This is a genomic window from Microbispora sp. CA-102843, from assembly GCF_050936215.1.
In the GTDB taxonomy this organism is placed as follows: Bacteria; Actinomycetota; Actinomycetes; order Streptosporangiales; family Streptosporangiaceae; genus Microbispora.
This window is the reverse complement of sequence record NZ_JBNJNF010000001.1, coordinates 317859-340736: the sequence shown is the minus strand read 5'-3', so window position 1 is coordinate 340736 and position 22878 is coordinate 317859. Positions and strand designations below refer to the sequence as shown.

At 73.5% G+C, this 22878-nt stretch carries 17 protein-coding genes and 1 pseudogene; 10 read left to right on the top strand and 8 right to left on the bottom strand.

Features of this window, described 5'->3' with window-relative positions:
* Nucleotides 1–93: 93 nt before the first annotated feature.
* Genes ACQEVJ_RS01665 through ACQEVJ_RS01655 form a run of 3 tightly spaced genes read right to left on the bottom strand, consistent with a single transcriptional unit; the run spans nt 94 to nt 7029 of the window.
* Nucleotides 94–840: a 4Fe-4S dicluster domain-containing protein gene (locus ACQEVJ_RS01665; RefSeq protein WP_433096411.1), complete on the bottom strand. Its 747-nt coding sequence runs from the start codon at nt 838–840 to the stop codon at nt 94–96.
* Nucleotides 833–4006, bottom strand: a complete 3174-nt coding sequence (gene fdh / locus ACQEVJ_RS01660; protein WP_433096409.1) for a formate dehydrogenase — start codon at nt 4004–4006, stop codon at nt 833–835. The genes ACQEVJ_RS01665 and fdh overlap by 8 nt, the downstream gene beginning before the upstream one ends.
* 29 nt (nt 4007–4035) lie before the next feature.
* The gene (locus tag ACQEVJ_RS01655; RefSeq protein ID WP_433096407.1) at nt 4036–7029 is read right to left on the bottom strand and encodes an AfsR/SARP family transcriptional regulator; all 2994 of its coding nucleotides are present in this window, start codon (nt 7027–7029) and stop codon (nt 4036–4038) included.
* A gap of 105 nt (nt 7030–7134) precedes the next feature.
* Here ACQEVJ_RS01655 and ACQEVJ_RS01650 point away from each other — a divergent pair, with 105 nt between their 5' ends.
* The 5 genes from ACQEVJ_RS01650 (at nt 7135) to ACQEVJ_RS01630 (ending at nt 12097) form a co-directional block, all read left to right on the top strand.
* Nucleotides 7135–8037: a M23 family metallopeptidase gene (locus ACQEVJ_RS01650; RefSeq protein WP_433096405.1), complete on the top strand. Its 903-nt coding sequence runs from the start codon at nt 7135–7137 to the stop codon at nt 8035–8037.
* A gap of 5 nt (nt 8038–8042) precedes the next feature.
* Nucleotides 8043–9521, top strand: coding sequence for an N-acetylmuramoyl-L-alanine amidase (locus ACQEVJ_RS01645; RefSeq protein WP_433096403.1), 1479 nt, complete (start codon nt 8043–8045; stop codon nt 9519–9521).
* A 273-nt stretch (nt 9522–9794) separates the two neighbouring features.
* Nucleotides 9795–10085 carry a hypothetical protein gene (locus ACQEVJ_RS01640; RefSeq protein WP_433096401.1) on the top strand — a complete coding sequence of 97 codons (291 nt, stop codon included), beginning with the start codon at nt 9795–9797 and terminating at the stop codon, nt 10083–10085.
* Nucleotides 10086–10251: 166 nt separating this feature from the next.
* Nucleotides 10252–10890, top strand: coding sequence for a DedA family protein (locus ACQEVJ_RS01635; protein WP_433096399.1), 639 nt, complete (start codon nt 10252–10254; stop codon nt 10888–10890).
* A 64-nt stretch (nt 10891–10954) separates the two neighbouring features.
* Entirely contained in the window at nt 10955–12097 is a 1143-nt protein-coding gene (locus tag ACQEVJ_RS01630) for a sensor histidine kinase (RefSeq protein WP_433096397.1), read from the top strand.
* Between the two features lie 99 nt (nt 12098–12196).
* Here ACQEVJ_RS01630 and ACQEVJ_RS01625 read toward each other — a convergent pair whose 3' ends face one another.
* Nucleotides 12197–12928 carry a dienelactone hydrolase family protein gene (locus ACQEVJ_RS01625; RefSeq protein WP_433096395.1) on the bottom strand — a complete coding sequence of 244 codons (732 nt, stop codon included), beginning with the start codon at nt 12926–12928 and terminating at the stop codon, nt 12197–12199.
* 278 nt (nt 12929–13206) lie between these two features.
* Entirely contained in the window at nt 13207–13926 is a 720-nt protein-coding gene (locus ACQEVJ_RS01620; protein WP_433096393.1) for a DUF998 domain-containing protein, read from the bottom strand.
* A 320-nt stretch (nt 13927–14246) separates the two neighbouring features.
* Here ACQEVJ_RS01620 and ACQEVJ_RS01615 point away from each other — a divergent pair, with 320 nt between their 5' ends.
* The 5 genes and pseudogenes from ACQEVJ_RS01615 to ACQEVJ_RS01595 all read left to right on the top strand — a co-directional run bounded on the left by ACQEVJ_RS01615 (nt 14247) and on the right by ACQEVJ_RS01595 (nt 17965).
* Nucleotides 14247–14597 carry a YciI family protein gene (locus ACQEVJ_RS01615; RefSeq protein WP_433096391.1) on the top strand — a complete coding sequence of 117 codons (351 nt, stop codon included), beginning with the start codon at nt 14247–14249 and terminating at the stop codon, nt 14595–14597.
* A 93-nt stretch (nt 14598–14690) separates the two neighbouring features.
* Nucleotides 14691–15959 (top strand): annotated as a pseudogene (locus tag ACQEVJ_RS01610) (RNA polymerase sigma factor); the annotation flags it as partial.
* Nucleotides 15948–16856 carry a tyrosine-type recombinase/integrase gene (locus tag ACQEVJ_RS01605; RefSeq protein WP_433112514.1) on the top strand — a complete coding sequence of 303 codons (909 nt, stop codon included), beginning with the start codon at nt 15948–15950 and terminating at the stop codon, nt 16854–16856. The pseudogene ACQEVJ_RS01610 and the gene ACQEVJ_RS01605, both read left to right, overlap by 12 nt.
* Entirely contained in the window at nt 16857–17627 is a 771-nt protein-coding gene (locus tag ACQEVJ_RS01600) for a histidine kinase (protein ID WP_433096389.1), read from the top strand.
* Nucleotides 17585–17965, top strand: coding sequence for a response regulator transcription factor (locus tag ACQEVJ_RS01595; protein ID WP_433096387.1), 381 nt, complete (start codon nt 17585–17587; stop codon nt 17963–17965). The genes ACQEVJ_RS01600 and ACQEVJ_RS01595 overlap by 43 nt, the downstream gene beginning before the upstream one ends.
* Here ACQEVJ_RS01595 and ACQEVJ_RS01590 read toward each other — a convergent pair.
* The 3 genes from ACQEVJ_RS01590 to ACQEVJ_RS01580 form a co-directional block, all read right to left on the bottom strand.
* On the bottom strand, nt 17928–18566 hold the full coding sequence (locus tag ACQEVJ_RS01590; protein ID WP_433096385.1) for a phosphatase PAP2 family protein: 639 nt from the start codon (nt 18564–18566) through the stop codon (nt 17928–17930). The genes ACQEVJ_RS01595 and ACQEVJ_RS01590 overlap by 38 nt on opposite strands.
* 108 nt (nt 18567–18674) lie before the next feature.
* Nucleotides 18675–19979, bottom strand: a complete 1305-nt coding sequence (locus tag ACQEVJ_RS01585) for an APC family permease (protein ID WP_433096383.1) — start codon at nt 19977–19979, stop codon at nt 18675–18677.
* 72 nt (nt 19980–20051) lie between these two features.
* Nucleotides 20052–22829, bottom strand: coding sequence for a helix-turn-helix transcriptional regulator (locus ACQEVJ_RS01580; protein WP_433096381.1), 2778 nt, complete (start codon nt 22827–22829; stop codon nt 20052–20054).
* Nucleotides 22830–22878 lie beyond the last annotated feature (49 nt).

The following is a 22878-nucleotide window of genomic DNA, read 5'->3' as shown; positions in this document are numbered from 1 at the left end:
CAACTGCGTTCATGGTGTTCGTGCACATCCCGGTCACGCCTGCGAAACCGCGGGCAGCTCGCCGGTCCGGCGCCCGCCGCTGTGGCCCGCGCATCAGCGTCGTCCCAGGAAGCAGGCGGCGACGCCGGCGGCCAGGGCGAGCGCGGCGCCGCCCGCCCAGCCCCACATCGCGGGCAGGTCGCGGGTGGTCACCACGGGATCCGGCGGCAGGCCGTACGTCTCCGGCTCGTCCAGCAGGAGGAAGAACGCGCCCGTGCCGCCCACCCCGTTGTCCGGGTTCGCGCCGTAGAGCCGGGCCTCGGTCTCGCCCTCGGCGTGCAGCCGCTCGACCCGCTCCTCGGCCCGCTGCCGCAGCTCGTCGAGTGGCCCGAACTGGATGGACTTCGTCGGGCACGCCTTGGCGCAGGCGGGCTCCATGCCGCCGCGCAGCCGGTCGTAGCAGAGCGTGCACTTCCACGCCCGGCCGTCGTCCTCCCTGCGGTCGATCACGCCGTACGGGCAGGCGGGGACGCAGTAGCCGCAGCCGTTGCAGACGTCGGGCTGGACGACGACGGTGTCGAACTCGGTGCGGAACAGCGCACCGGTGGGGCAGACGTCGAGGCAGGCGGCGTGGGTGCAGTGCTTGCACACGTCCGACGACATCAGCCACCGGCCGTCCTGCTCGACGAACGCCACATGCCGCCAGGTGCTCGCACCGAGCGCGCCGGTGTTGTCGTAGGAGGTGGCCCGGAACACGAACCCGTCGTCGGGCACGTCGTTCCACTCCTTGCAGGCCACCTCGCAGGCCTTGCAGCCGATGCAGACGGTCGTGTCGGTGAAGAAGCCCATCCGCTCAGCCATCGCGGTACCTCTCGATCAGGTCGAGCAGCCCCCTGCCGCGCGGGCGGCGGCCCGGCAGGACGTCGCAGGTGCCGGCCTTGCTCTCCTGGATGTAGACGTTCGGGTCGAGCACGATCGACGGCAGGTCGTTGACGACGTCCCCGGTGACCACCCCGCCGCTGCTGTACCCCCAGTGGTACGGCATGATCACCTGGTGGACGGTCCGGCCGTTCAGCCGCAGCGGGCGCACCCTGCCGGTCACGAGCACGCGCAGCTCGATCGCGGTCCGCGCGGTGACGATCGTCGCCCACTCGCCGTTCTCCAGTCCGAGCTCCTCCGCCATCCGCGGGGACACCTCGCAGAACGCCTCAGGCTGCAGCTCCGCGAGGTAGGGCAGGGGCCTGCTCATGGCGCCCGACGTGTGGTGCTCGGTGAGCCTGCTCGTGGTGTAGACGTACGGGAACCGGGGCGACAGCGCAGGGTTGTACGGGTTCTCCGGGCGGTCGATGGTCCGGCGGGCCGGGTTGGCCTGCCGGCCGTACAACGCGTTTCGCACCGGCGACTCGTGCGGCTCGTAGTGGGTGGGCAGCGGCCCGTCGGACAGTCCGGACGGGACGTACAGCCAGCCCCTGCCGTCCGACTGCATGATGAACGGGTCGGTCCCGGCCAGCGCGTCCTGCGCCTTGGCCCCCTCCGGCGGCACGTAGCCGGGCGCCTTGTCCTCCTCGAAGTCCGGCACGTCGGGGCCGACCCACCGGCCCTTCTCCGCATCCCAGTAGACGTACTTCTTCCGCTCGCTCCACGGGCGGCCCTGGGGGTCGGCCGAGGCGCGGTTGTAGAGGATGCGCCGGTTCGCCGGCCAGGCCCAGCCCCATTCGAGCGCGACAGGCCCCTGCTCGGTGTGCGGCTTGCGCCGGGCCGCCATGTTGACCCCGTCGGCGTACACCCCGCAGTAGATCCAGCAGCCGCAGCTCGTCGAGCCGTCGGGCTTGAGCTCGCGCAGCGACGCCAGCAGGCGGCCGCCCGGGCCGGTGCCGTTGATCTCGCGCAGCACGGCCTCGGCGTCGGGATCGCGCTGCTCGCCGATCTCCGGGTAGTCCCAGGTCAGCTCCATGACCGGCCGGTCGATCTCGTCGTCGCCGAGCCGCTGCCTGATCCGCTTGCCGAGGTGGTAGAAGAACCACAGGTCACTGCGGCAGTCGTCCGGCGGGTCGAGGGCCTTCTCCCGCCACTGCAGCAGCCGCTGGGTGTTGGTGAAGGTGCCCTCCTTCTCCACGTGGCTCGCGGCCGGCACGAAGAAGACCTCGGTCCCGATCTCCTCGGTCCGCAGCTCGCCCGTCTCGATCTCCGGCGCGTCCTTCCAGAACGTCGCGGTCTCGACCGGTACGAGGTCGCGGACCACCAGCCAGTCGAGGTTCGCCAGGCCAAGCCGCTGCGCCTTGCCGTTGGCCGAGCCGACCGCCGGGTTCTCTCCCACGACGAAGTAACCCTTGACCGTCCCGTCGATCTGGCCCATCACGGTCGCGTAGTGGCCGTGGTCGCCGGTCAGGCGCGGCAGGTAGTCGAAGCGGTAGTCGTTGTCCTCCGTCGCCGCGTCGCCCCACCACGCCTTGAGCAGGCTGACGACGTACGCCCGCCGGTTGCCCCACCAGCCGGTGTCTGCGCCCTCCCGCCTCAGGTAGTCGTCGAGGCCGTCGTGCCGGTAGGCGTGCGGCATCGCGATGTATCCCGGCAGCAGGTTGAACAGCGTCGGGATGTCCGTGGAGCCCTGGATGCTCGCGTGCCCGCGCAGCGCCATGATGCCGCCGCCCGGCCGACCCATGTTGCCCAGCAGAAGCTGCAGGATCGCGGCGGCCCTGATGTACTGCACGCCGACCGAGTGCTGCGTCCAGCCCACCGAGTACACCCACGCCGTGGTCCGCTCCCGGCCCGAGTTGGCGGTGATCGCCTCGGCCAGCTCCTGGAACCGCTCCGGCGGGATGCCGCACAGCTCCTCGACCATCTCCGGCGTGTAGCGGGAGTAGTGCCGCTTGAGTATCCGGTAGACGCACCGCGGGTCGCTCAGCGTCGGGTCCTCGGGCGGCGTCGCGCTGGCGCCCGCGCCGCGCGCGCCGTAGGAGTCGGACCCCGCCGCCTCGGCGTGGCGCTTGCCGCCCTCGGTCAGTTCCTCCTCCTCGGGCACGTCGCCCTCGTACGCCCAGCTCGACGGGTCGTACCTGCCGGTCTCCTCGTCGTAGCCGGAGAACAGGCCGTCGAGGTCCTCGGTGTCGCGGAAGTCCTTGTTCACCAGGGTCGAGGCGTTCGTGTACGCGAGGACGTACTCGCGGAAGTCGAGCCCGTTCGACAGCACGTAGTTGATCAGCGCGCCGAGCAGCACGATGTCGGTGCCGGCGCGGATCGCGAGATACCTGTCCACGGTCGCGCTGGTGCGACTGAAGCGCGGGTCGATGTGGAAGACCTTCGCGCCGCGCGCACGCGCCTCCATCACCCACTGGTACCCCACCGGATGGCACTCGGCCATGTTGGAGCCCTGGATGACGATGCAGTCAGCGTTGGCCAGGTCCTGCTGATACTGGGTCGCGCCGCCACGCCCGAAGCTGGTCCCCAGACCGGGGACGGTGGAGGAGTGTCATATGCGTGCCTGGTTCTCGACCTGGATCGCGCCGAGGGCGGTGTAGAGCTTCTTCATCAGGTAGTTCTCTTCGTTGTCGAGCGTCGCCCCGCCCAGGCTGGCGATGCCCAGAGTCCTCCTGACCTCTTGCCCCTCGTGCGTCTGCTGCCAGGTCTCGCGCCGGGTCCGCACGACCCGGTCGGCGATCATGTCCATCGCGGTCTCGAGGTCGAGCGGCTCCCACTCGGTGCCGTACGGCCTGCGGTAGAGGACCTTCGTCTGGCGGCCGGGGTGGGTGACGAGCTGCTTGCTGGCCGAGCCCTTCGGGCAGAGCCGCCCGCGGGAGATCGGCGAGTCGGGGTCGCCCTCGATCTGGGTGACCCTGCCGTCCTTGACGTAGACGAGCTGGCCGCAGCCCACGGCGCAGTAGGGGCAGACGGAACGCGCGACCGTCTCGGCTCCCTCGACCCGGGGCCGCAAGGCGTCCGTACGCGCCGAGCGCGCCGCCTGCCCTCTGCCATCCTCTCCCTTGAGCTGCCGGATCACCGGCCAGCGGGAGAGCCATCCACCACCCACGACGCCTCTGATGCCCCGGTCGTGACCGTCTAATCATGAGAAATCGCCGTGTCTTCCACCACCTGCCGGGACGTGACCGCGTGGAGGTAGCCGCGGGCGAGCGCGCGACGCCCGGCCGAGCGGTGCAGCTCACCGAGCAGCCGCCGCGTGGCCGCCTCCCCGCTCCGGTCGCCGAGCTGCCGGAAGATCGCCAGTGAGCTCTCCAGCCGGGCCGAGCCGTGCCGCCAGTCGCCCCTGGCCGCCTGGAGCCCGCCCAGGCCCTGCATCGCGTACGCCGCGCAGTGCCGGTCGCCGAAGCCCTCGAATATCGTCAGCGCCCGGCCCTGGGCGCGCATCGCCCGACCGGTCTCCCCCGCGAGGTCGTGCAGGCGGCCGATCTGGAGCGACACGCAGCCCTCCCGGTGGGCGTCGCCGAGCTCCCGCGCCATGCGCAGCGCGCCGCCGAGCCAGTCGGCGGCGCCGGTCAGGTCGCCCGCGCTCAGGCAGGTGCGCCCGAGCGCCTGCCGCGCGTACGCCTCGCCCGACCGGTCGTCCAGCGACACGAACATCCCGAGGGCCCTGCGGAAGTGCCGGGACGCGGCGGCCTGGTCGCCCCGGAACTGGCCCACCGCGCCCAGCCCGCAGACCGACACGGCCTCGCCCCTGACGTCCCCGAGCGTACGGAAGATCAGCCGGGAGCTGCGGAACATGCCGGCCGCCTGGGCGTACCTGTCCCGATAGAGGGCCACCTGGCCGAGCCCCCGCAGCATCGCGGCCTCGCCCGCCCGGTCTCCGGCGGCGCGGGCCGCCTCCAGGGCGACGCGATGGGTCTCCTCCCAGGCGCCGAGGTGACAGCGCAGGTCGAAGTACGGCACGAGCGTTGCCGCCAGGCCCCAGGCGGCGCCCGCCAGCCCCGCGTCCGCGGCCAGCCGTACGGCCTCGACCAGGGTCTCGTGCTCGGCGCCGAACCAGGAGACCGGGTCGGCGGCGACCCGGCGCAGGGCGTCCTCGGGCAGCCGCCAGCGCCGGGCGGCGGGCGAGGTCAGGCGGAAGACCGTGGTGGGCAGCCGGGCCGTGGCGTGTTCGGCGGCGGCCGTCCAGCCCGCGACCACGCGTGCCAGCGCCGGCATGTCCACCTCGCCCGCCTTGTCCCTCGCGTCGACGCGCAGCAGATCGGGCAGCCGGTAGCGGGGCTGCCCGAGGGGGTCGGTCCCCACCGGACGCAGCAGGTTCGCGTCGACCAGCACGTCGGTCACGTCGTCGCTGCGGTGCCGGTCGAGCACGGCGTCGACCACCCAGCCGGGCAGCGGCCGGGTGCCGAGCAGGCCGAGCGCGCGGAAGGTACGCGCGGCGTCGTCCGGCAGCAGGCGGTAGCTGCGGTCGAAGGACTCCCGCACCTCCAGGTCGCCGGCGCGCAGCTCGGCGAGCCTGGCCGTCTCGTCGTCGAGCCGCCGCCGCAGCACGGCAGGCGACCAGCCGGGGCGGGCGGCCAGCCGGGCCCCGGCCACCCGGATCGCGAGCGGCAGCCGGCCGCAGGCCCGCACGATGGCGGCGGCGTCCTCCGGCTCCCGCTCCAGCCGCTCCGCGCCGACGATCGCCGTCAGCAGCCGCAGCGCCTCGGCCTGCGGCAGGACGTCCAGGTCGATCCGCGCGGCGCCGGGCAGCTCGGTGATGCGGCGCCTGCCCGTCACGACGACGGCGCTGCCGCCACCCGGCAGCAGCGGCCGCACCTGCGCGGCGCCCGCCGCGTCGTCGAGCACGACGAGCATCGGCCGCTCTGCGAGCAGCGTGCGGTAGAGCGCGGCGCGCTCGTGGACGGTCGGCGGCAGCGGCTCCGCCGCGCCCAGTGCGCGCAGCGCCTCGGCCAGCAGCTCCCCCGGCTCGACCGGCGACCCGGCGGCACCGCCCGACGGAGCGGTGTCGTTGGGCTGCGCGGTGTTGTTGGGCTTCGCGGCGTCGTTGGGCTGCGCGGTGCCGCCCAGCGACAAGTAGAGCTGGCCGTGGGGGTACGCCTCACGGACGGCGTGCGCGCAGCGCACCGCGAGCGCGGTCTTCCCGACGCCCGGCGGCCCGGTGACGACGGCGACCCCGCCGGGGACGAGCGCCCGGGTCAGCGCCGCCGCCTCGGCGGCCCGCCCGGTGAAGTCCACCAGGTCCGGCGGCAGCTGACGCGGCACGACCGGGGCCCTGTCGGAGACCGGCGCGGCCGGGAGAGCGGGCTCTGCGGGAGAACCGGAAGCGGTGGGGAGTACGGGATCGGTGCGGAGACCATGCGAGGCGGATGGCGGCGGAGGCGGCTCCCCGGCGAGCACGGCCTCGTGCGCCCGGCGCAGCTCGGGGCCCGGCTCGATGCCGAGTTCGGTCACGAGGTGCTCGCGGATCGTGCCGAAGGCGTGCAGCGCCTCGCCCTGCCGTCCCGACCAGTGCAGGGCCAGTATGAGCCTGCGCCACAGGTCCTCGCGGAAGGGGTGGTCGGCGAGCAGGGCGCGCAGCTCCCCGACCGCCTCGCCGTACTCTCCTGCCGCCATGAGCAGCTCGACCAGGTCCTCGGCGGCGCGCAGCCGCGCCTGCGCGAGCCGTTCGAGCCGGCGGTCCCACAGCGGGCTGCCGGGCAGGTCGGCCAGCGGGACGCCCTGCCACAGCGCCAGCGCCCGTGCCAGCAGTTCCGCCGCCTCGTCCGGCCGGCCCCGCGCCCGGCACTCCCGCGCGGCGGTCACCCGCTCCTCGAACAGCAGCAGGTCGAGCTCGTGTGGCGGCAGCTCGATCGCGTATCCCGCCCCGAGGGCCCGGATGCGGGCCGGGGCCTGCCCGAGCTCCGCGCGCAGGGCGCTCGCGTACGTGCGGAGGTTGGCCGCGGTCGAGCGCGGCCGGTGGTCCGGCCACAGCACCTCGGCGAGCTCGTCGCCGCCGACCGTGTGGTTGGCGTGGAGGAGAAGGGTGGCCAGGAGCATGCGGGGTTTCGGGCCGCCGAGCCGTGGTGCCGTGCCCGGCAGGCGGACCTCCAGCGGACCGAGCACGCTGAACGTGGGCTTTTCGACTGTCATGACCGCGTTGCTCCCCCTGTCGAAGGACCGGTTCGCCATGACTCGCCCACCCTTTGTACCGACTCTTGATGATTTTTGTGCGCTAGATTCCGACTCTTTTTGGTCATGAGACTCAAATCGCTTGTCACGGCGGGCCTCGCGGTGGTCCTCGGCCTCGCGTTCAGCGCCGCCACCGCCCCGGCGGCCTCCGCGGCGGGTCCTCGCCCGGACTTCCAGATGCCGTTCCCCTGCGGCCAGGTGTGGACCGGCAACTCCAACGCCAGCAGCGCCCACCAGTCGTACGAGATCGACTTCAACCGTGGCAGCACGGCCGACGCGGACCTCGGTGACACGGTCGTGGCGGCGGCGGCCGGCACGGTGGTCACCTCGGCCCACCAGGGCTCGACCAACGGCTTCGGCAACCTCGTGAAGATCGACCACGGCGGCGGCTGGTTCACCTACTACGCCCACCTGCGCGTCCGGTCGGTGAGCGAGGGGGCGCACGTCACCCAGGGCCAGAAGATCGGCGAGGTCGGCAACACCAGCAAGCCGGGCAACAACATCGCCCCGCACCTGCACTACGAGGTGCGCACCAGCGACACGTCCTACCCCGCCAACATCCAGAAGGCGGTGTTCAACGGGGTCACCTTCGGCTACCCCGTGCAGACCGTGACCTCGCACAACTGCGGCGGCGGCGGTTCGTCCAACCCGTACACCCCGCAGGAGGTCTGCGGCAGCGGCTACTCGGTCATCGACTCGGCCGCCCTCGGCACGGCGGGCACCGTCTATCTGCTCTACAACTCCGGCAACGGCTACAACTGCGTCGTCACGATGAAGAAGACGTCGCTGGGCACGGCCACCGCGACCAGCGCCTACCTGGAGGTCCAGGGCAAGAGCCGGACGACCGACTCCGGCAACTACGGCTACTACGCCGGGCCGGTCCGCGCCTCGGCCGCCGGCACCTGCGTCAAGTGGGGCGGCAAGGCGGGCTCGTCCAGCTACGACAGCCCCTTCGAGCACTGCGGCTGACCCCCATGACCGAACCCCTGATCGTCCGCGTGTCCCGACGTACGGCCCTGACCGCCGTCGGCGTCGTGATGTGCCTGCTGTGCCTGGCCGGGCTCGTCCCGGCCGGGCCGGCCTCGGCCGCCGAGGGCCCGCTCGCCACCGCCTTCACGCGGGCGGCGGCGGCCCACGGCGTCCCCCGCGACCTGCTCGTCGCGCTCGCCTACGCCGAGACCCACCTCGACGGCCACGGCGGCAGGCCGAGCGCGAGCGGCGGGTACGGCGTGGCGCACCTGGTCAGCAATCCCACCCTGCACACCCTGGAGGAGGCGGCACGGCTCACCGGGGCGCCGGTCGCCTCGCTCAAGACCGGCGACGCGGCCAACGTGGCGGGCGCGGCGGCCGTCCTGCGGGCCAGGGCCGACGCCCTGGGCCTGGACACCGCCGCCCGCGCCGACGCGGGTCGCTGGTACACCGCCGTCGCGCGCTACGGCGGGGCGAGCGCGCCCGAGGTCGCCCGGCTGTACGCGGACGCCGTCTACGACCTGCTGTCGGCCGGGTTCACCGCGCGTACGCCGGCGGGCGAGACGATCACCGTGGCCGCCCGCCCGGTGAATCCGGACCGGGGAGCCCTCGCGGGCGCCCGCGAGCTCGACCAGCCGGAGAACCGCACGCTCGCCGCGGCGGCCGTGGACTACCCGGGTGCGACGTGGGTGCCGGCCAGCACCGCCAACTACGCGGTGTCCGACCGGCCGGCGAGCGACTCGATCGACCGCATCGTCATCCACGTCACCCAGGGCTCGTACGCGGGGACGATCTCCTGGTTCCAGAACCCCGCCGCGCAGGTCTCCGCGCACTACGTCGTACGGTCCTCCGACGGCGCGATCACGCAGATGGTGCGGGAGAAGGACCGGGCCTGGCACGCGGGCAACTCCGACTACAACCACCATTCCATCGGCATCGAGCACGAGGGATACGTGGACGACGCGTCCTGGTTCACCGACGCGATGTACCGCTCCTCGGCCGCCCTCGTCCGGTCCATCGCCGCGCGCTACGGCATCCCCAAGGACCGGTCCCACATCGTGGGGCACTACCAGGTCCCCGGGTCCGACCACACCGACCCCGGGCCCTACTGGGACTGGAACAAGTACATGCAGTACGTCACGGGCGACGGCGGGACGGGGAACCCGTACACGCCGGAGCAGGTGTGCGGCAGCGGCTACTCGGTGATCGACTCGGCCGCCCTCGGCACGGCGGGCACCGTCTATCTGCTCTACAACTCCGGCAACGGCTACAACTGCGTCGTGACGCTGAAGAAGACGTCGCTGGGCACGGCCACCGCGACCAGCGCCTACCTGGAGGTCCAGGGCAAGACCCGGACGACCGACTCCGGCAGCTACGGCTACTACGCCGGGCCGGTACGGGCGTCCGCAGCGGACAAATGCGTGAAGTGGGGCGGCAAGGCGGGCTCGTCCAGTTACGACAGCCCGTTCGAGCACTGCGGCTGACCTCTTCCGGCACGGTCCATAGCCTGGCCCGAAGCCTAGCCCGAAGCCTGGCCCGAAGCCCGATCCGAAGCCTGATCCGGGGCATGATCCGGGGCATGATCCGGGGCCCCCGCGCGCCGCAGCGCGCGGGGGCCCTCTCACGTTGTCTGGGAGATCTCTGAGAGCTTGGGCCCCGCCGGGTGTAGAGCTCGCAGGGAGGGCATTAAGTGGCTGATCCGGCACTCTTCGTGGGCGATCCATGCCCGCGGGACCACCCCTCACCAGAGGACAGCGATGAACGACCAGCCGCCCGAGTGGGCGAGAAATCTTGAGAAAGCGGCGATCGAGGCGGCCAGGGCCGTCGACCGCGCCGGCCGGGCACTCGGCAAGGCGGTGGAGCAGGCAGGGCGCACAGCCAAGGCCCAGGCGGCGATGGCGGCCGCCTACCAGGCGGATTTGGAAGGGCTGGAGAAGGTGCTGCGGGCCCTTCCCCCGGAGCAGGTCAGGGACATATCGGCGGCCGCGGCGGTGGTGACGGCGACCGCCGACCAGGTGCTGGCCCAGACGCCGAAGGACGACCTCTGAAGTCGGTGGCGGGTCCGGATGCGGCCTGAAGCCGAGCCGAATATCCACAGCCTGTGGACAACCATGCGGTCTGCGGTTTTCCGCACCCCTGGGGTGGCGCGCGCCGGAGGGAGCCCGGCGGCGCCCCTCATGGTGATCGAACTGCCCGGCTTCTAGCGTCAGCCGCATGGATATCGCAGAAGTCGGAGGGATCGCCGGGTGGGCGATGGAGCTCACCGAACGCCTGGGCGCGCCGGGCGCCGGCGTCGCCATCGCCCTGGAGAACCTGTTCCCGCCGCTGCCCAGCGAGGTCATCCTGCCACTCGCAGGGTTCACCGCCTCGCGTGGGGACATGAGCCTGGCCGCCGCCCTCCTGTGGACGACCGCGGGCTCCGTCGTGGGGGCGCTCGCGCTGTACTGGGTGGGCGCGCTGCTCGGCCGGGAGCGTACGGTGGCCATCGCGGCACGTCTGCCGCTGGTCAAGATCGCCGACATCGAGAAGGCGGAGGCGTGGTTCGCCCGGCATGGTGTGAAGACGGTGTTCTTCGGGCGCATGATCCCGATTTTTCGCAGCCTGATATCGGTCCCCGCCGGTGTGGAACGCATGCCGATCGGCACCTTCCTCCTGTTCACCACGCTCGGCAGCCTGATCTGGAACACCGTGTTCGTGCTGGCGGGTTACCTGCTCGGCGAGAACTGGCACCTCGTCGAGGAGTACATGGGCATCGTGTCCAAGGTGGTCGTGGCGGCCGTCGTGCTCGTCGCCGTCCGGTTCGTGGCCGTACGGCTGCGGGAACGGCGCGGCCAGGGACGCCATGCCCGTTGACCAGCCGCTCCCCGGGCGAATCCGCCTGCCGTCCCGCGCGGCGCGAACCGCCGCGAAGGAGCCGATGAACGTCGCACGCGCCCTCAGGATCCTCGCGGCGCTCGTCGTCGGCACGCTGACGGCGGTCGTCGAACTGGCCTGCCTGCTGGTGGCCGCGCCGGTCGCCCTGCTCTGCCTGCCGCACCCCGGTGCGCGACGGGCCGGGGAACGGGTGCTGCGGGCCGTGGCCGTACGGCTGACCGAGGTGGAGATCCGCAGGCTCGGCCTGCTCGGCGGATTCGACCTCGCCACCGGGACCGGCCGGCTGGCCGGGTATCTCGCGGCCCGGTGGCCGGTCGGCCTGCTCGGCGGCCTCGTGCTCTTCCTGCTGTGGCTGGGGGTGAGCTCGGGAGTGCAGCTGGTGTGGGGCTGGGCCCACGGGGAGAACCCCGACGGCATCCCGCCCACTCCCGGCATGCTCGCCTACATCGGGGTGGCCGGGGTGGTGCTGCTCTTCCTCGACATCATGGGCATCCAGGGCGTCGCCGCCCTGGAACTGCGGATCGCCCGCCGCTTCCTCGGCCCCAGCCCCACGGAGCTGCTGGAGCGCCGCATCGACGAGCTGGCCAGGACCCGCGCCGGCATCGTGAGCGCGGTGGACCAGGAGCGGCGCAGAATCGAGCGCGACCTGCACGACGGCGTGCAGCAGCGGCTGGTGGCGCTCGCCGTGCTGATCGGGCGGGCCCGGCGTGGGCGCACCCCGCAGCTACGCGACGACCTGCTCCAGCAGGCCCACGAGGAGGCCCAGGAGGCCCTGCGCGAGCTGCGCGAGGTCGCGTGGCGCGTCTACCCGGCCGAGCTCGACGCGCTCGGGCTGCGCGAGGCCCTGGCCGCCGTCGCCGAGAGAGCCGGGATGCCCGTCACCGTCGCGTACGGCCTGACCGCGCGCCCGCCCACCGAGGTGGAGACGGCCGTCTACTTCGTCGTACGCGAGGCCGTGGCCAACGCCGCCAAGCACGCGGCGGCGGGTCAGGTGCGGGTGGAGATCCTGGAGGACGAGGACGTCATCGCCGTACGGGTGCGCGACGACGGCCGGGGCGGCGCGGACCCCGGCGGGGGCGGCCTGTCCGGGCTGGCCCGCAGGGTCGCCGCGCTGGACGGCCGGTTCCGCGTGGACAGCCCGCCCGGCGGCCCGACCACCGTGAACGCGGAGCTGCCCTGCGGGTGATCCTGGCCGTAGCCCTCGGCGATGCCGGACAGCCTGATGCGAACGCGCCGGCCGGGAACGAAGCCCGACCGGCGCGTCGCGAATCACGAGGCGGCGGCCCTAACGGAGGTGCCGTGTGAAGAACCGCAGCGAGCTTCCGATCTCGAACCCGGGGATCTCCCCATGCTTGCCGGGGTTGGCGTGCAGCGTCTTGTCAGCCGACCCCAGAGCGTCGAACAGCGCCAGGCCCTGGGCCCGCGGCACCTGGTCGTCGTCCCACTGGAGCAGGAACTGCACCGGGACGGTGACCCGGGCGGCGGTCTCGGCCAGCCCGTCCACGCCGAGCAGGCCCAGCACCGCCGCGCGGACCCGGGGTTCCGCGGCGACGAAGGGGACGCCGAGTCCGCAGCCCATCGACATGCCGCAGTAGCCCACAGGGCCGACGCCGACGAAGTCGAGTTCCTGCACCTCGGTCAGGACCGCCTGCCATTCCGGGACGGCTTGGCCGGCCAGGAACGTGTGCATGGCGACGAGCTTCGGGGCGATGCCCTCACCCGCGACCATGCCGGCCCGCAACTCGGCCGCGATCCGGGCGAACTCCTCGGTTTTCGGCCGATCGCCGTGGTTGGGCGCATCGACCGCGACCACCGCGAAACCGCCCTCGGTGACGAAGCGGCGCGCGCGGGTCACGATGCCCGGGGCCTTCTTGTGCTGCCCGCCGCCGTGACCCATCAGGATCAGAGGACGAGCCCCTACGGCGTCTTCCGGCGTCCACAGCACACCGGGACTCTCGCCGAGGGTGAACAGCCGTTCGGTGACGCCGTCCGACGACGTCTGGGAGATGAAGCGCAAAGCGTTTCATGCCTTTCGGGATGCCTTCTGCGGGCGCTCCCTAGGCCATGCGAAGGAGGGAGCCCCGACCTGTCACAGCGTTGATCGGTCTCACCTCCTCAGGTCGCAGCGACGCACAGCGACGCAGAACGTATCACCAGACCTCGCAGAGCTCCCAATGATTAACGGGGCATCAGGAGCTCTGCCCGCGCGGCACCCATGTACGGCGAAAGCCCACCTCCCGCATCGGGAGGCGGGCGAGCCGTTCCGGGTGAAGACGAGGCGCTGGGCGGAGGCGGTCAGCGTCGCGGGGTGAGGTCCGCGCGCTTGGCCGCGGCGACCACCGAGACCCAGGCCATGGCGACCAGCACGCCGACGCACAGGGTGAGGGAGCCGGCCCGCCCGCCGGACATGGCCCATCCGTTGCCCAGCAGGAGCGCCAGGCCGCCGAGACGCGAGGCGACCGCGTGCCCGCCCCGCCCCGCACGGGCGAAGTGACGGCCGAGCACGAAGCAGGCCGCGATGAGCGCGGTGAAGGCCACCGAGCCGGACGCCATGTGCAGCATCGCGTGCCAGCTCATCCCGGCCGGGGCGCCCAGTGGGGTGCCCGCGGGGAAGCCGTCCCCCGGGTCCATGGTGAAGACCCCCGCCGCCGCGAGTCCGGCGCCCTCGACGAGCAGCAGCCTCGGCGCCCACGTCCCTCCGGGGGTGCCGCGCATGACCCTGCGCAGTCCGATCGCCCCGGCGACCGCCAGGACGGCGGTGATCCAGAAGTTGCCGATCTGCAGCCACCCGAGGTCGCCGGTGCTGAGCATGCTCAGCGGGTGACGGAGCAGGTCGAACCCCTCCCGGGTGAACGCCTGCGTCAGCGAGACGATCCCGAAGAAGGGCGTGGTGAGCACGGCGCAGGTGAGCAGCACACGCGTCGATGCCGTCGATGCCGTGGAGCCCGTCGAGCCCGGCGCGGGCTGGGCGGTCGGCTGCGCGGTGAGCTGGGTCGTGTCCTGCGTGACGGTCATGGCCGTTCCCTTCTTCGGTGGTCCCGGCCGGTGCGGTGTCCGGCCTCGCTTACGCGTCGAACGGCGGCCGCGTGATTCGACCCCCGTGCCCACCTGTGCCGTCCGCCCGTGGGCTCACCCCCGCTCACCTGCGGCGTCAGCCGCGAGCGCGCATTCCCTGTCACATGCGCATTCCCTGTCACATCCCGGCAGAGGCCCAGGTCACGACGTGTCAGGATCGGAGCCGGTCGATTCCGGCTCGACCCCGACGACGTGTAGGTGACGGCGGGGACCGGCGAACGGCCCGGCCGGCCACAGGATCAGAAAGAAGGAGAACGACGATGCGGTTCCTGATGACCACCAAGGGCGGCTCCCGGACGCCGGACGCGGCGATGATGGCCGAGATGGGCGCCTTCATCGAGGAGATGACCCGGGCGGGCGTGCTGCTGGCCACCGGCGGGCTGGAGCCCGGCGGCGTGCGGATGATCTCCTCCGGCGGTGAGATCACCGTGACCGACGGCCCCTTCACTGAGGCCAAGGAGGCGATCGTCAGCTTCGCCCTGATCGAGGCGCGGTCCCGCGAGGAGGCGCTGGAGATGGCCCGCCGCTTCTGGAAGATCGTCGGCGACGGTGAGAGCGCGATCCAGCAGGTGTTCGGCCCCGAAGACGCCCCCGGGACCGGCCCGCGCTGACGGCGTGATCCGGCAGGTGTCCGGCCCGCAGGCGCCTTCGGTGACGTACGCGCCGGGTTGCGCGGCGGGCGGGCCGATGCTGTCATCGGTCGAATGACGTCCCTGGACGCCCATCGCGTCGTCGACGCGGTCTGGAAGATGGAGTCCGCGAGGATCGTCGCCGGCCTCGTCCGGATGGTCGGCGACGTCGGCCTGGCGGAGGAACTGGCGCAGGACGCGGTCCTCGCCGCGCTGGAGCAGTGGCCCGAGACGGGCGTCCCGGATAATCCGGGCGCCTGGCTCATGGCCATCGCCAAGCGCCGCGCCGTCGACCACCTGCGCCGGGAGGAGCGGCGGGACCGCGGGCAGGAGCAGCTCGCCCACGACCTCACCACCCGCCCCGACGACGGCGAACGTGACGTGGACGACGTGGTGGACGCGCTCGACGGGGAGGTCGGCGACGACGTCCTCCGGCTGATGTTCGTCTCCTGTCACCCGGTGCTGTCCACCGAGGCCAGGGTCGCGCTCACGCTGCGGCTGATCGGCGGCCTGCGGACCGACGAGATCGCGCGGGCCTTCCTCGTCTCCGAGAGCGCCGTCGCGCAGCGGATCGTGCGGGCCAAGCGGGCGCTCGCCGACGCGCACGTCCCCTTCGAGGTCCCGTCGGGGCCGGAACGGGCGGCCCGGCTGTCGTCGGTGCTCGAAGTGATCTATCTCGTGTTCAACGAGGGATACGCGGCGACGGCGGGCGACGACCTGATGCGCCCGTCCCTCTGCCTGGAGGCGCTGCGCCTGGGCCGCGTCCTGGCCGAACTGACCCCGGACGAGGCCGAGGTGCACGGCCTGGTCGCGCTGATGGAGCTGCAGCAGTCGCGGTCGGCCGCGCGCACCGGCCCGTCGGGGGAGCCCGTCGTGCTGCACGAGCAGAACCGGGGGCGCTGGGACCCGCTGCTCATCCGGCGCGGCTACGCGGCGCTGCTGCGGGCGCGGCAGGCCGGCGGCCCCCTCGGCCCGTACGTCCTGCAGGCGGCCATCGCGGCCTGCCACGCGCGGGCCGCCACGCCGGAGGAGACCGACTGGCCGCAGATCGCGGCGCTCTACGAGGCCCTCGTCAAGGTGCTGCCCACGCCCGTCGTCCAGCTCAACCGCGCGGTCGCGCTCGCCATGGCCCACGGGCCGCGTGCCGGTCTCACGCTGGTGGACACGCTGACCGGCGAACCGGCGCTCAGGGGCTACCACCTGCTGCCCGCCGTACGCGGGGATCTGCTGGCCCGGCTCGGCCGGCACGACGAGGCCCGGGCGGAGTTCGAACGCGCGGCCTCCCTCACCCGCAACAGCGCGGAACGGGCTGTGCTGCTGCGACGCGCCGCGATGTGCGCCGAGAGGGAGGCCACCGAGGCCGAACCGGCGGATGGGGCCGTCACGCTCGGCGGGGCCATGGGGCTCTTCCTCGCCCGGCCCGAACTGAGCGCCGACACGATTCGCTCCTACAACCAGACCCTGTCGCGGCTGTGCCGGCACCTCGGCGAGGACGTCCCGCTGCGGGACGTGACGGCCCGCACGGTCGCCGAGGTCTTCGCCATGGCGTGGGGCACGGCGGCGGGCGCGACCTGGAACCGGCATCGCGCGGCGCTGCGGTCGTTCGCCTCGTGGGCGGCCGGACGCGGCTGGGCCGCCGCCGGCCTCGCCGCTCCGCTCGACCGGCGGCCCGAACCCCGCGCCCGCACCCGCCCCATCGACCGGTCGCGGCTGGAGAGCCTGTGGAAGCGGCCGGAGATCCCGCTGCGCGAGCGCACGCTGTGGCTGCTGCTGTACGAGAGCGCGGCCCCGGCCGAATGGGCGCTCTCGCTCAACGTGGAGGACCTCGACCTGCCCGGCATGCGCGGCGAGGTGAAGGCCAGGGGGCACTGGCTGCGCTGGCAGTCCGGCACGGCCGCGCTTGTGCCCCTCCTCGTCGGGGACCGCCGCCGGGGCCCGCTGTTCCTCGCCGACCGCAGACCGGGGCCGGGCCGCATGCCGGCGGCGGCCGACCTGTGCCCGCACACGGGCCGGGGCCGGCTGTCGTACGAGCGGGCGGAGTATCTGTTCAAACGGGCCACCGGGGACCTCGACCCGGAAAGCGGCGGCTACACGCTGCACCGCCTGCGCCACTCGCGCCTGGCCCACCTTGGCGAGGACGGCTGGTCCGCGCCGATGCTGATGTCTCTGTCCGGCCACGCCAGCGCCCGGACCCTGCACGGATTCGTCAGGGTCCCGCGACCTGCGGATACCGTTGCCTGAGTGGGGAGGAAAGCGGCATACCTCAAGGACGTCCTGCTCTGGGCCGTTCTCGGCCTGCCGGCGCTGTGGGCGGCTCTCACGAACATCCTGGACGACAGGTACACCTGGCCCGAGGTGATCGCAGGGCTGACGGCGGTCGGCATCGCGGTCGCGCTCGCCCGGTCCCGGCCGCTGGGGGCGATGCTCGTGACGGCCGCGCTGTGGGCGGGCTCGGTGGCCGTGCGGGGCGGCCCCACCGTCTTCTTCCTTGCCCTGGCCGTGATGAGCTACCTGGCCGGGGCGCGCATGACCCGGGCCCGGCCCGCCCTGATCGGCCTGCCGGCCGCCGCGGTCGCCGCCGCCGTCGTCGTCCCGCTCGCACGGTGGCTTCTCGCGGCGCAGTGGGATCTGGGCGCGTGGTTCGTCGCCGTCACGGGCATCGCGCTGTTCGGACTCGTCCCGTGGCTCGCGGGCCACGCGAGGCACCAGAGCCTGGCCCTGACCAGGGCGGGCTGGGAACGCGCCGGGCATCTGGAGCGCGAGCGGCGCATGCTCGCCGAGCAGGCGAGGCTGCGGGAGCGGGCGGCCATCGCGAGGGAGATGCACGACCTGCTCGGTCACGACCTGAGCCTGGTCGCGCTGCGGATCGGCGCCCTGGGAGGTCGCCGCCGGCCTCCCCGAGAGCCGGCGCCGGGCGGAATGCGATCCGGGTGGTCCTGGCCGACGACGAACCGGTCATCCGGGCCGGGGTGCGGGCGATCCTGGCGGCGGACCAGGGCATCGACGTGGTAGCCGAGGCCGCCGACGGGCGTGAGCTGGTGGACGCCGTCCTGGGCGGGGCGTACCTGTCGCCGCCGGTGGCCGCACGGGTCATCCGGGGACTCGCCGGCGACCGGCTGTCGCGCTCGGCCGCGGCCCGCGAGCGCGTCGCGGCGCTGACCGACCGGGAGCGCGAGGTGCTCGCCCTGGTCGGCGAGGGCATGTCGAACGCGGGCATCGCCACGCGCCTGCACCTCGCCGAGGGCAGCGTCAAGACCTACGTGAGCACGATCATGAGCAAGCTCGGCGTGCCCAACCGGGTGCGGGCGGCGATCATCGCGCACGAGGCGGGACTGGCGGGCGGGCGGTAGTCAGCACGACCGCCAGCGCCGGGCGCCGCCGCATCGCGGAGACCAGGGCGGTCGCCGGGTTCCGCGGGGCCAGCAGGACCAGCGGCGCGATCAGCGCGCCGAGCAGCAGCCCCGCCGCCACGTCGTGGGGGTAGTGGACGCCGACGAAGACCCTGGAGAACGCCTCCAGCAGCGCGAGCACCGGCGCCACCAGCGCCATGCCGCGCCACAGGGCGACCAGTGCGACGGCCGCCGCCGCGGCGAAGGTCGCGTGGTTGCTCGGCAGCGACCAGTCGCCGTACGGCGGGCAGGGCGCCACCGTGGCCACCGCCAGGTCCCAGCAGGGGCGGCGCAGCCGCAGGACGCTCTTGACGCCCTCACTCGCGAGGTAGGCCGTCACCACCGCGACCGGTGCGAGCAGGGCGAGCGCCATCCTGCGGTCGTCCCCTCGCCGCGCCCGCCACCAGCCGAAGACGAGGAACGCGAAGAGGATCGCGGGGACGGCGTCCGTCGCGATCTCCGCCGCGCCGCGCACCCATGCGGGTGTGTGCTGGGCGAACGCGGTGACCTCCCGGTACCACTCGGCGCTGATGTCCGGGACGTCCTCGATCTCGTTGCCCACCGGTTGCCCTCCGCGCTGCGTCCTGCCGGTCCGTCCGGCCCCTCGAAACTAGGGACCGGACGGCACGGCGGGCAGTCGCGGAAAGTCGCCCGTGACCATTCACTTTCGTCAATTTTCCACAGGCACGGCCGCCTCCCGGCGGGTGAACCGCGCGTACGCGAGGGCGGCACCGCCGACCAGCAGCGGCCAGACGAGGTAGACCCCCGACGCGGCGACCAGCAGGACGACCGCCACGAGCGCGAGCAGGGCGGCGGCCCTGGCCCGGCCGCGCGGCAGCAGCCGGATGGCCGCCGCCACGCCGATCGCGTAGACCACCACGAACGACCCGTTGGTCATCAGCACCAGAGGACGGATGCCCGTCCCCGCCGCGTACACGACGGCGAGGGCCAGGAAGGACAGCACGGCGACGACAGCGAGGCTGCGCCGGGGCACCTCCCCGGCGACGCTGCCGCGGGACAGCCAGCCGGGCAGGGCGCCGTCGCGGCCGAGGGCCGCGCCGAGCTTGGCCGCCCCGGCCCAGTACGCGTTCATCGCGCCGAGCGTCAGCAGCAGTGCGGCGACGGCGGCGAGCAGCCGGGCGTTGCCGCCGAGACCGAGGGCCAGCAGGTCGCCGAGCGGCGCCCGCGCGCGTCCGGCGGCCGGGCCGAGGACGGCGACGGTGGCGAAGGCGACCGACAGGTACAGCACGCCGACCAGCACGACGGCGGCCGCGGCGGCCCTGGGCAGATCCCTGGCGGGCCTGCGGAAGTCGGCGGCGAGGTGCGTGATCGCCTCCCAGCCGGCGAAGCTCCACACCAGCAGGGCCGCCGCCGGGGCGATGGCGGTCCAGCCGTGCGGGGCGAACGGCCGCAGGTTGGCCACATCGGCGTGCGGGAGCGACAGCGCGACGGCGACGACGAGCAACGCGACGAGCAGCCCGGCCAGCCCGAGCTGGACCCGGCCGGTCACCCGCAGACCGGAGGCGTTCGACACGGTCACGACCGCCATCAGCCCCGCCGCCGTCAACGTCGCGGTGCCGGTCCCGCCGCCCACCGCCGCGGCGACGTACTCGCCGCCGAACAGCGCCGCGGCGGCGGCGCTCGGCGGTATCGCGAAGTAGAAGCACCAGCCGACGACGACCGCGGCCCGGTCCCCGAAGGCGAGGCGGGCGTAGGTCGACACACCGCCGGAGTCGGGGTGGCGGGCGCCGAGCGCGGCGAACGCCGCGGCGAGCGGGGCGGACAGCACGACCAGGCCGAGCCAGGCCAGCAGTGACGCAGGCCCGGCCGCCTGGGCCGCGAGCGCGGGCAGGGCGATGACGCCCGTGCCGAGCACCGCGCCGACGTACATGGCCGCGCCCTGCGCCGCCGTGAGGCGGCCCGTCGGCGCGGCGTCGGTAGGGGTGACGCCGGATGTGACGCTCGTCCGAGCCATTCGCGTTCACCTTCCAGTCAGGGGAATGGCCGGCCGGGGGGGTCCGGCCGGCCGGCGGGTCAGGGAACCGTCTCAGGCAGAGGTGCTGAATTCGAGGCTGGCGGGCAGGTCGGAACGGCGGGTGACGTTGAGCTTGCGGTAGATCCTGGTCAGGTGCTGCTCGACCGTGCTGACCGTGATGTACAGCTTGTCGGCGATCTCGCGGTTGGTGTATCCGACCGCGGCGAGCGAGGCCACCCGGCGCTCGGCTTCGCTCAGCGTCCCCGGGCCGCTCTCCGTGCGCGGCGGCTCGGCCGGCTGCCCCTGACCGCCCTGGGTGAGCGCGTTGACCAGCGGGACGGCCTCGCACTCCTCCGCGATCCGCTGGGCCTGCCTGGCGACCGTACGGGCGCGGCGCAGCTCTCCCACCGCCTGGTAGGCGTCGGCCAGGTCGACCAGGGCCCGTGCCAGCTCGTACTGGTCGCCGCTCGCCTGGAGCATGTCGGCGGCGCGGCGCAGCAGCGGGGGACGCTGCCGGGGCTCGCTCGCGGCGGCCGTCAGCCGCAGGCCGGTCCCGCGGGCGCGCACCGGGCCGGGGGCGCAGCGGGCGACGTGCTCGTCCAGCAGCGGCCGGGCCCGCTCCGCGCGGCCCATGCCGATCAGCGCCTCGGCCGCGCCCGTCCGCCAGGAGACCAGTCCGGGCGAGTCGAGGCTCCAGGAGCCCATCAGCTCGCCACAGGTCTGGAAGTCGCGCAGCGCCATGCCGAGGTCGCCCGTCGCCAGGTGATAGCGGCCCCGCGCGTTCAGGTAGTGCAGGCCGTATCGGGTCTGGAGCATGGCCTCGGGCACCGGCTGGTTCACCAGCTGCACGGCCTCGTCCAGCCGGCCCATCGCGGTCACCGCCGTCAGCAGCACCGAGAGCGGACTGCCGACCGCGACCCCCCAGCTCGTCGGCGGGATGAGCCGTACGGCCATCTGGGCGAGGCTCTCCGCGCCCTCCAGGTCGCCCTGCCGCAGGCTGATCTCGGCGCGCAGCGCCGCGAGGCGGGCCTGCCTGCTGGGGGCACGCCGGCTGGCGGCCTCCTCGAAGAACAGGTCGCACCAGGGCGCCGCCAGGTCGGGCCGCTCGCCGTAGATCAGCGCGAGCAGGGCGCACTCGACGGCGTCCATCGACATGTCGTCCAGGCGGGAGCCGCGCAGGATGCGCTCGACGTCGGCCAGCGTCTGCGGGTGCGGGCCCTTGGTCAGCACCGACGCGAGCGCGGTGGCGGCCTCCAGCCGGCCGATGACCGGCGCGGACGGCGGCGCCTGCGTGCTCATGTCGGTGACCCTCGGGATGTGCGCCAGGAACGGCGTGTAGGAGCAGCGCAGCCACGGCCGGACGGCGCGGATCTCGGCCACGGTCTCCGCGTCCATGATCGAGCCGATCCTGCCCAGGTGGTCGAGCACGTCGCGGGCGTCGTCGAAACGGCCGTGCCACAGCAGCGCCTTGGCCAGCACGACCGCGTCGGAGCCGCGCAGGTGGCCGCGGTGCATGGCGTCGGTGAGCTCGTCGAGGTGGGCCGCCGGGGCGCTCGGGTTGAGCCGCCACTCCGCCCGCACCAGCGTCGTCTTGATGGTGGCCCGGCGCTGGTCGTCGGTGCACGCGCCGTCGGCCAGTCGCAGGTAGTCGACGGCGGGCTCGACCCGTCCCTCGCTGAGCGCCTGCCGGGCCGCCTCCTCCAGGATCGGTACGGCCCACGGGCCCCCGTTGTGCGAGGCGGCCAGCAGGTGCTCGGCGATCACGGCGGCCGGGGCGCCCTGGCCGTACGCCAGTTCGGCGGCCCTGCGGTGCAGGTCCGTCCGCTCGTGCCGGTCCAGATCGACGAGCACGGCGGCGCGCGCCTGGGGGTGGCGCAGGTTCAGGTCGGCGCCGACCAGCCCGGCGTTGTGCAGTGCGTTGAGCGCCTGGACGACGGTGCCGGCGTCGAGGTCGAGCAGCCGGTCGAGGTGGCCGGGGTCGCTGGCGACCGCCAGGCCCCGCGCGACGCGGGCCGCGAGCGGGTGGCCGCGACGCAGGCACGACTGCACCGCCTGCCGGTAGGCGTCGCCCGCGACGATCTCGTCCGGCTCCGCCTCCGGTTCGCTCTCGGCCGCGGCGAGGTGATCCTCGATGAGCGCGCCCACGAGCAGCGGGTTGCCGCCGCTGACCGCGTGCCAGTCCGAGGCGAACCGCCGGGCGACGTCGTCGCCCACGATGTCGGCGGCCATGATCTCGACGCCCTCGCGGGACAGGGCCGACAGCGGGAGACGGCGGCAGTGCGGCTGGCGCAGCAGTTCGGTCTGGAACAGCGTGGGGGCGTTCCACGCCTCCTCGGACTGGCTGAAGATCGCCAGGATGTGGGCGAAGCGCAGCCTGCGGGCGAGGTAGGCCAGGCAGAGCTGCGAGGCGCGGTCGGCGTGCTGGATGTCGTCCACCACGATCATGAGCGGGTGCCGCTCGGCGAGTTCGAGCAACACCATGCACAGGGCGTGCACGATGTGGGCGTCCACCTGGTCGACGTAGTCGGCCAGCGGGTCGGCCGACATGGCGCAGCGGGCGCCTTCGTGCAGCAGGTTGCGGGTGCGCTCCTCCTCGTCGGGAGTGAGCGGCGCGTTGTGCAGGATCTGCGACAGCACGGCCAGCGCCAGTCCCGACTCCGCCTGCGAGCAGGTCGCGGTCAGCGGCAGCGCGCCGTGCTCGAGCGCGTCCTCGACCAGAGTGTTCAGCAGGGCGGTCTTCCCCGTCGCGACGGGCCCGCCGACGATAGCGATCTTTCCTCTGCCGGTGACGGCGTCGGCCAGCATGTCCTCAAGGGAGGCCAACACCTCTTCCCGCTCCACCAGGGCCATAATGAGCCTCCCGAATTCCGTTCGTTCCTCGGCCGCGCCGGCCGGGTTC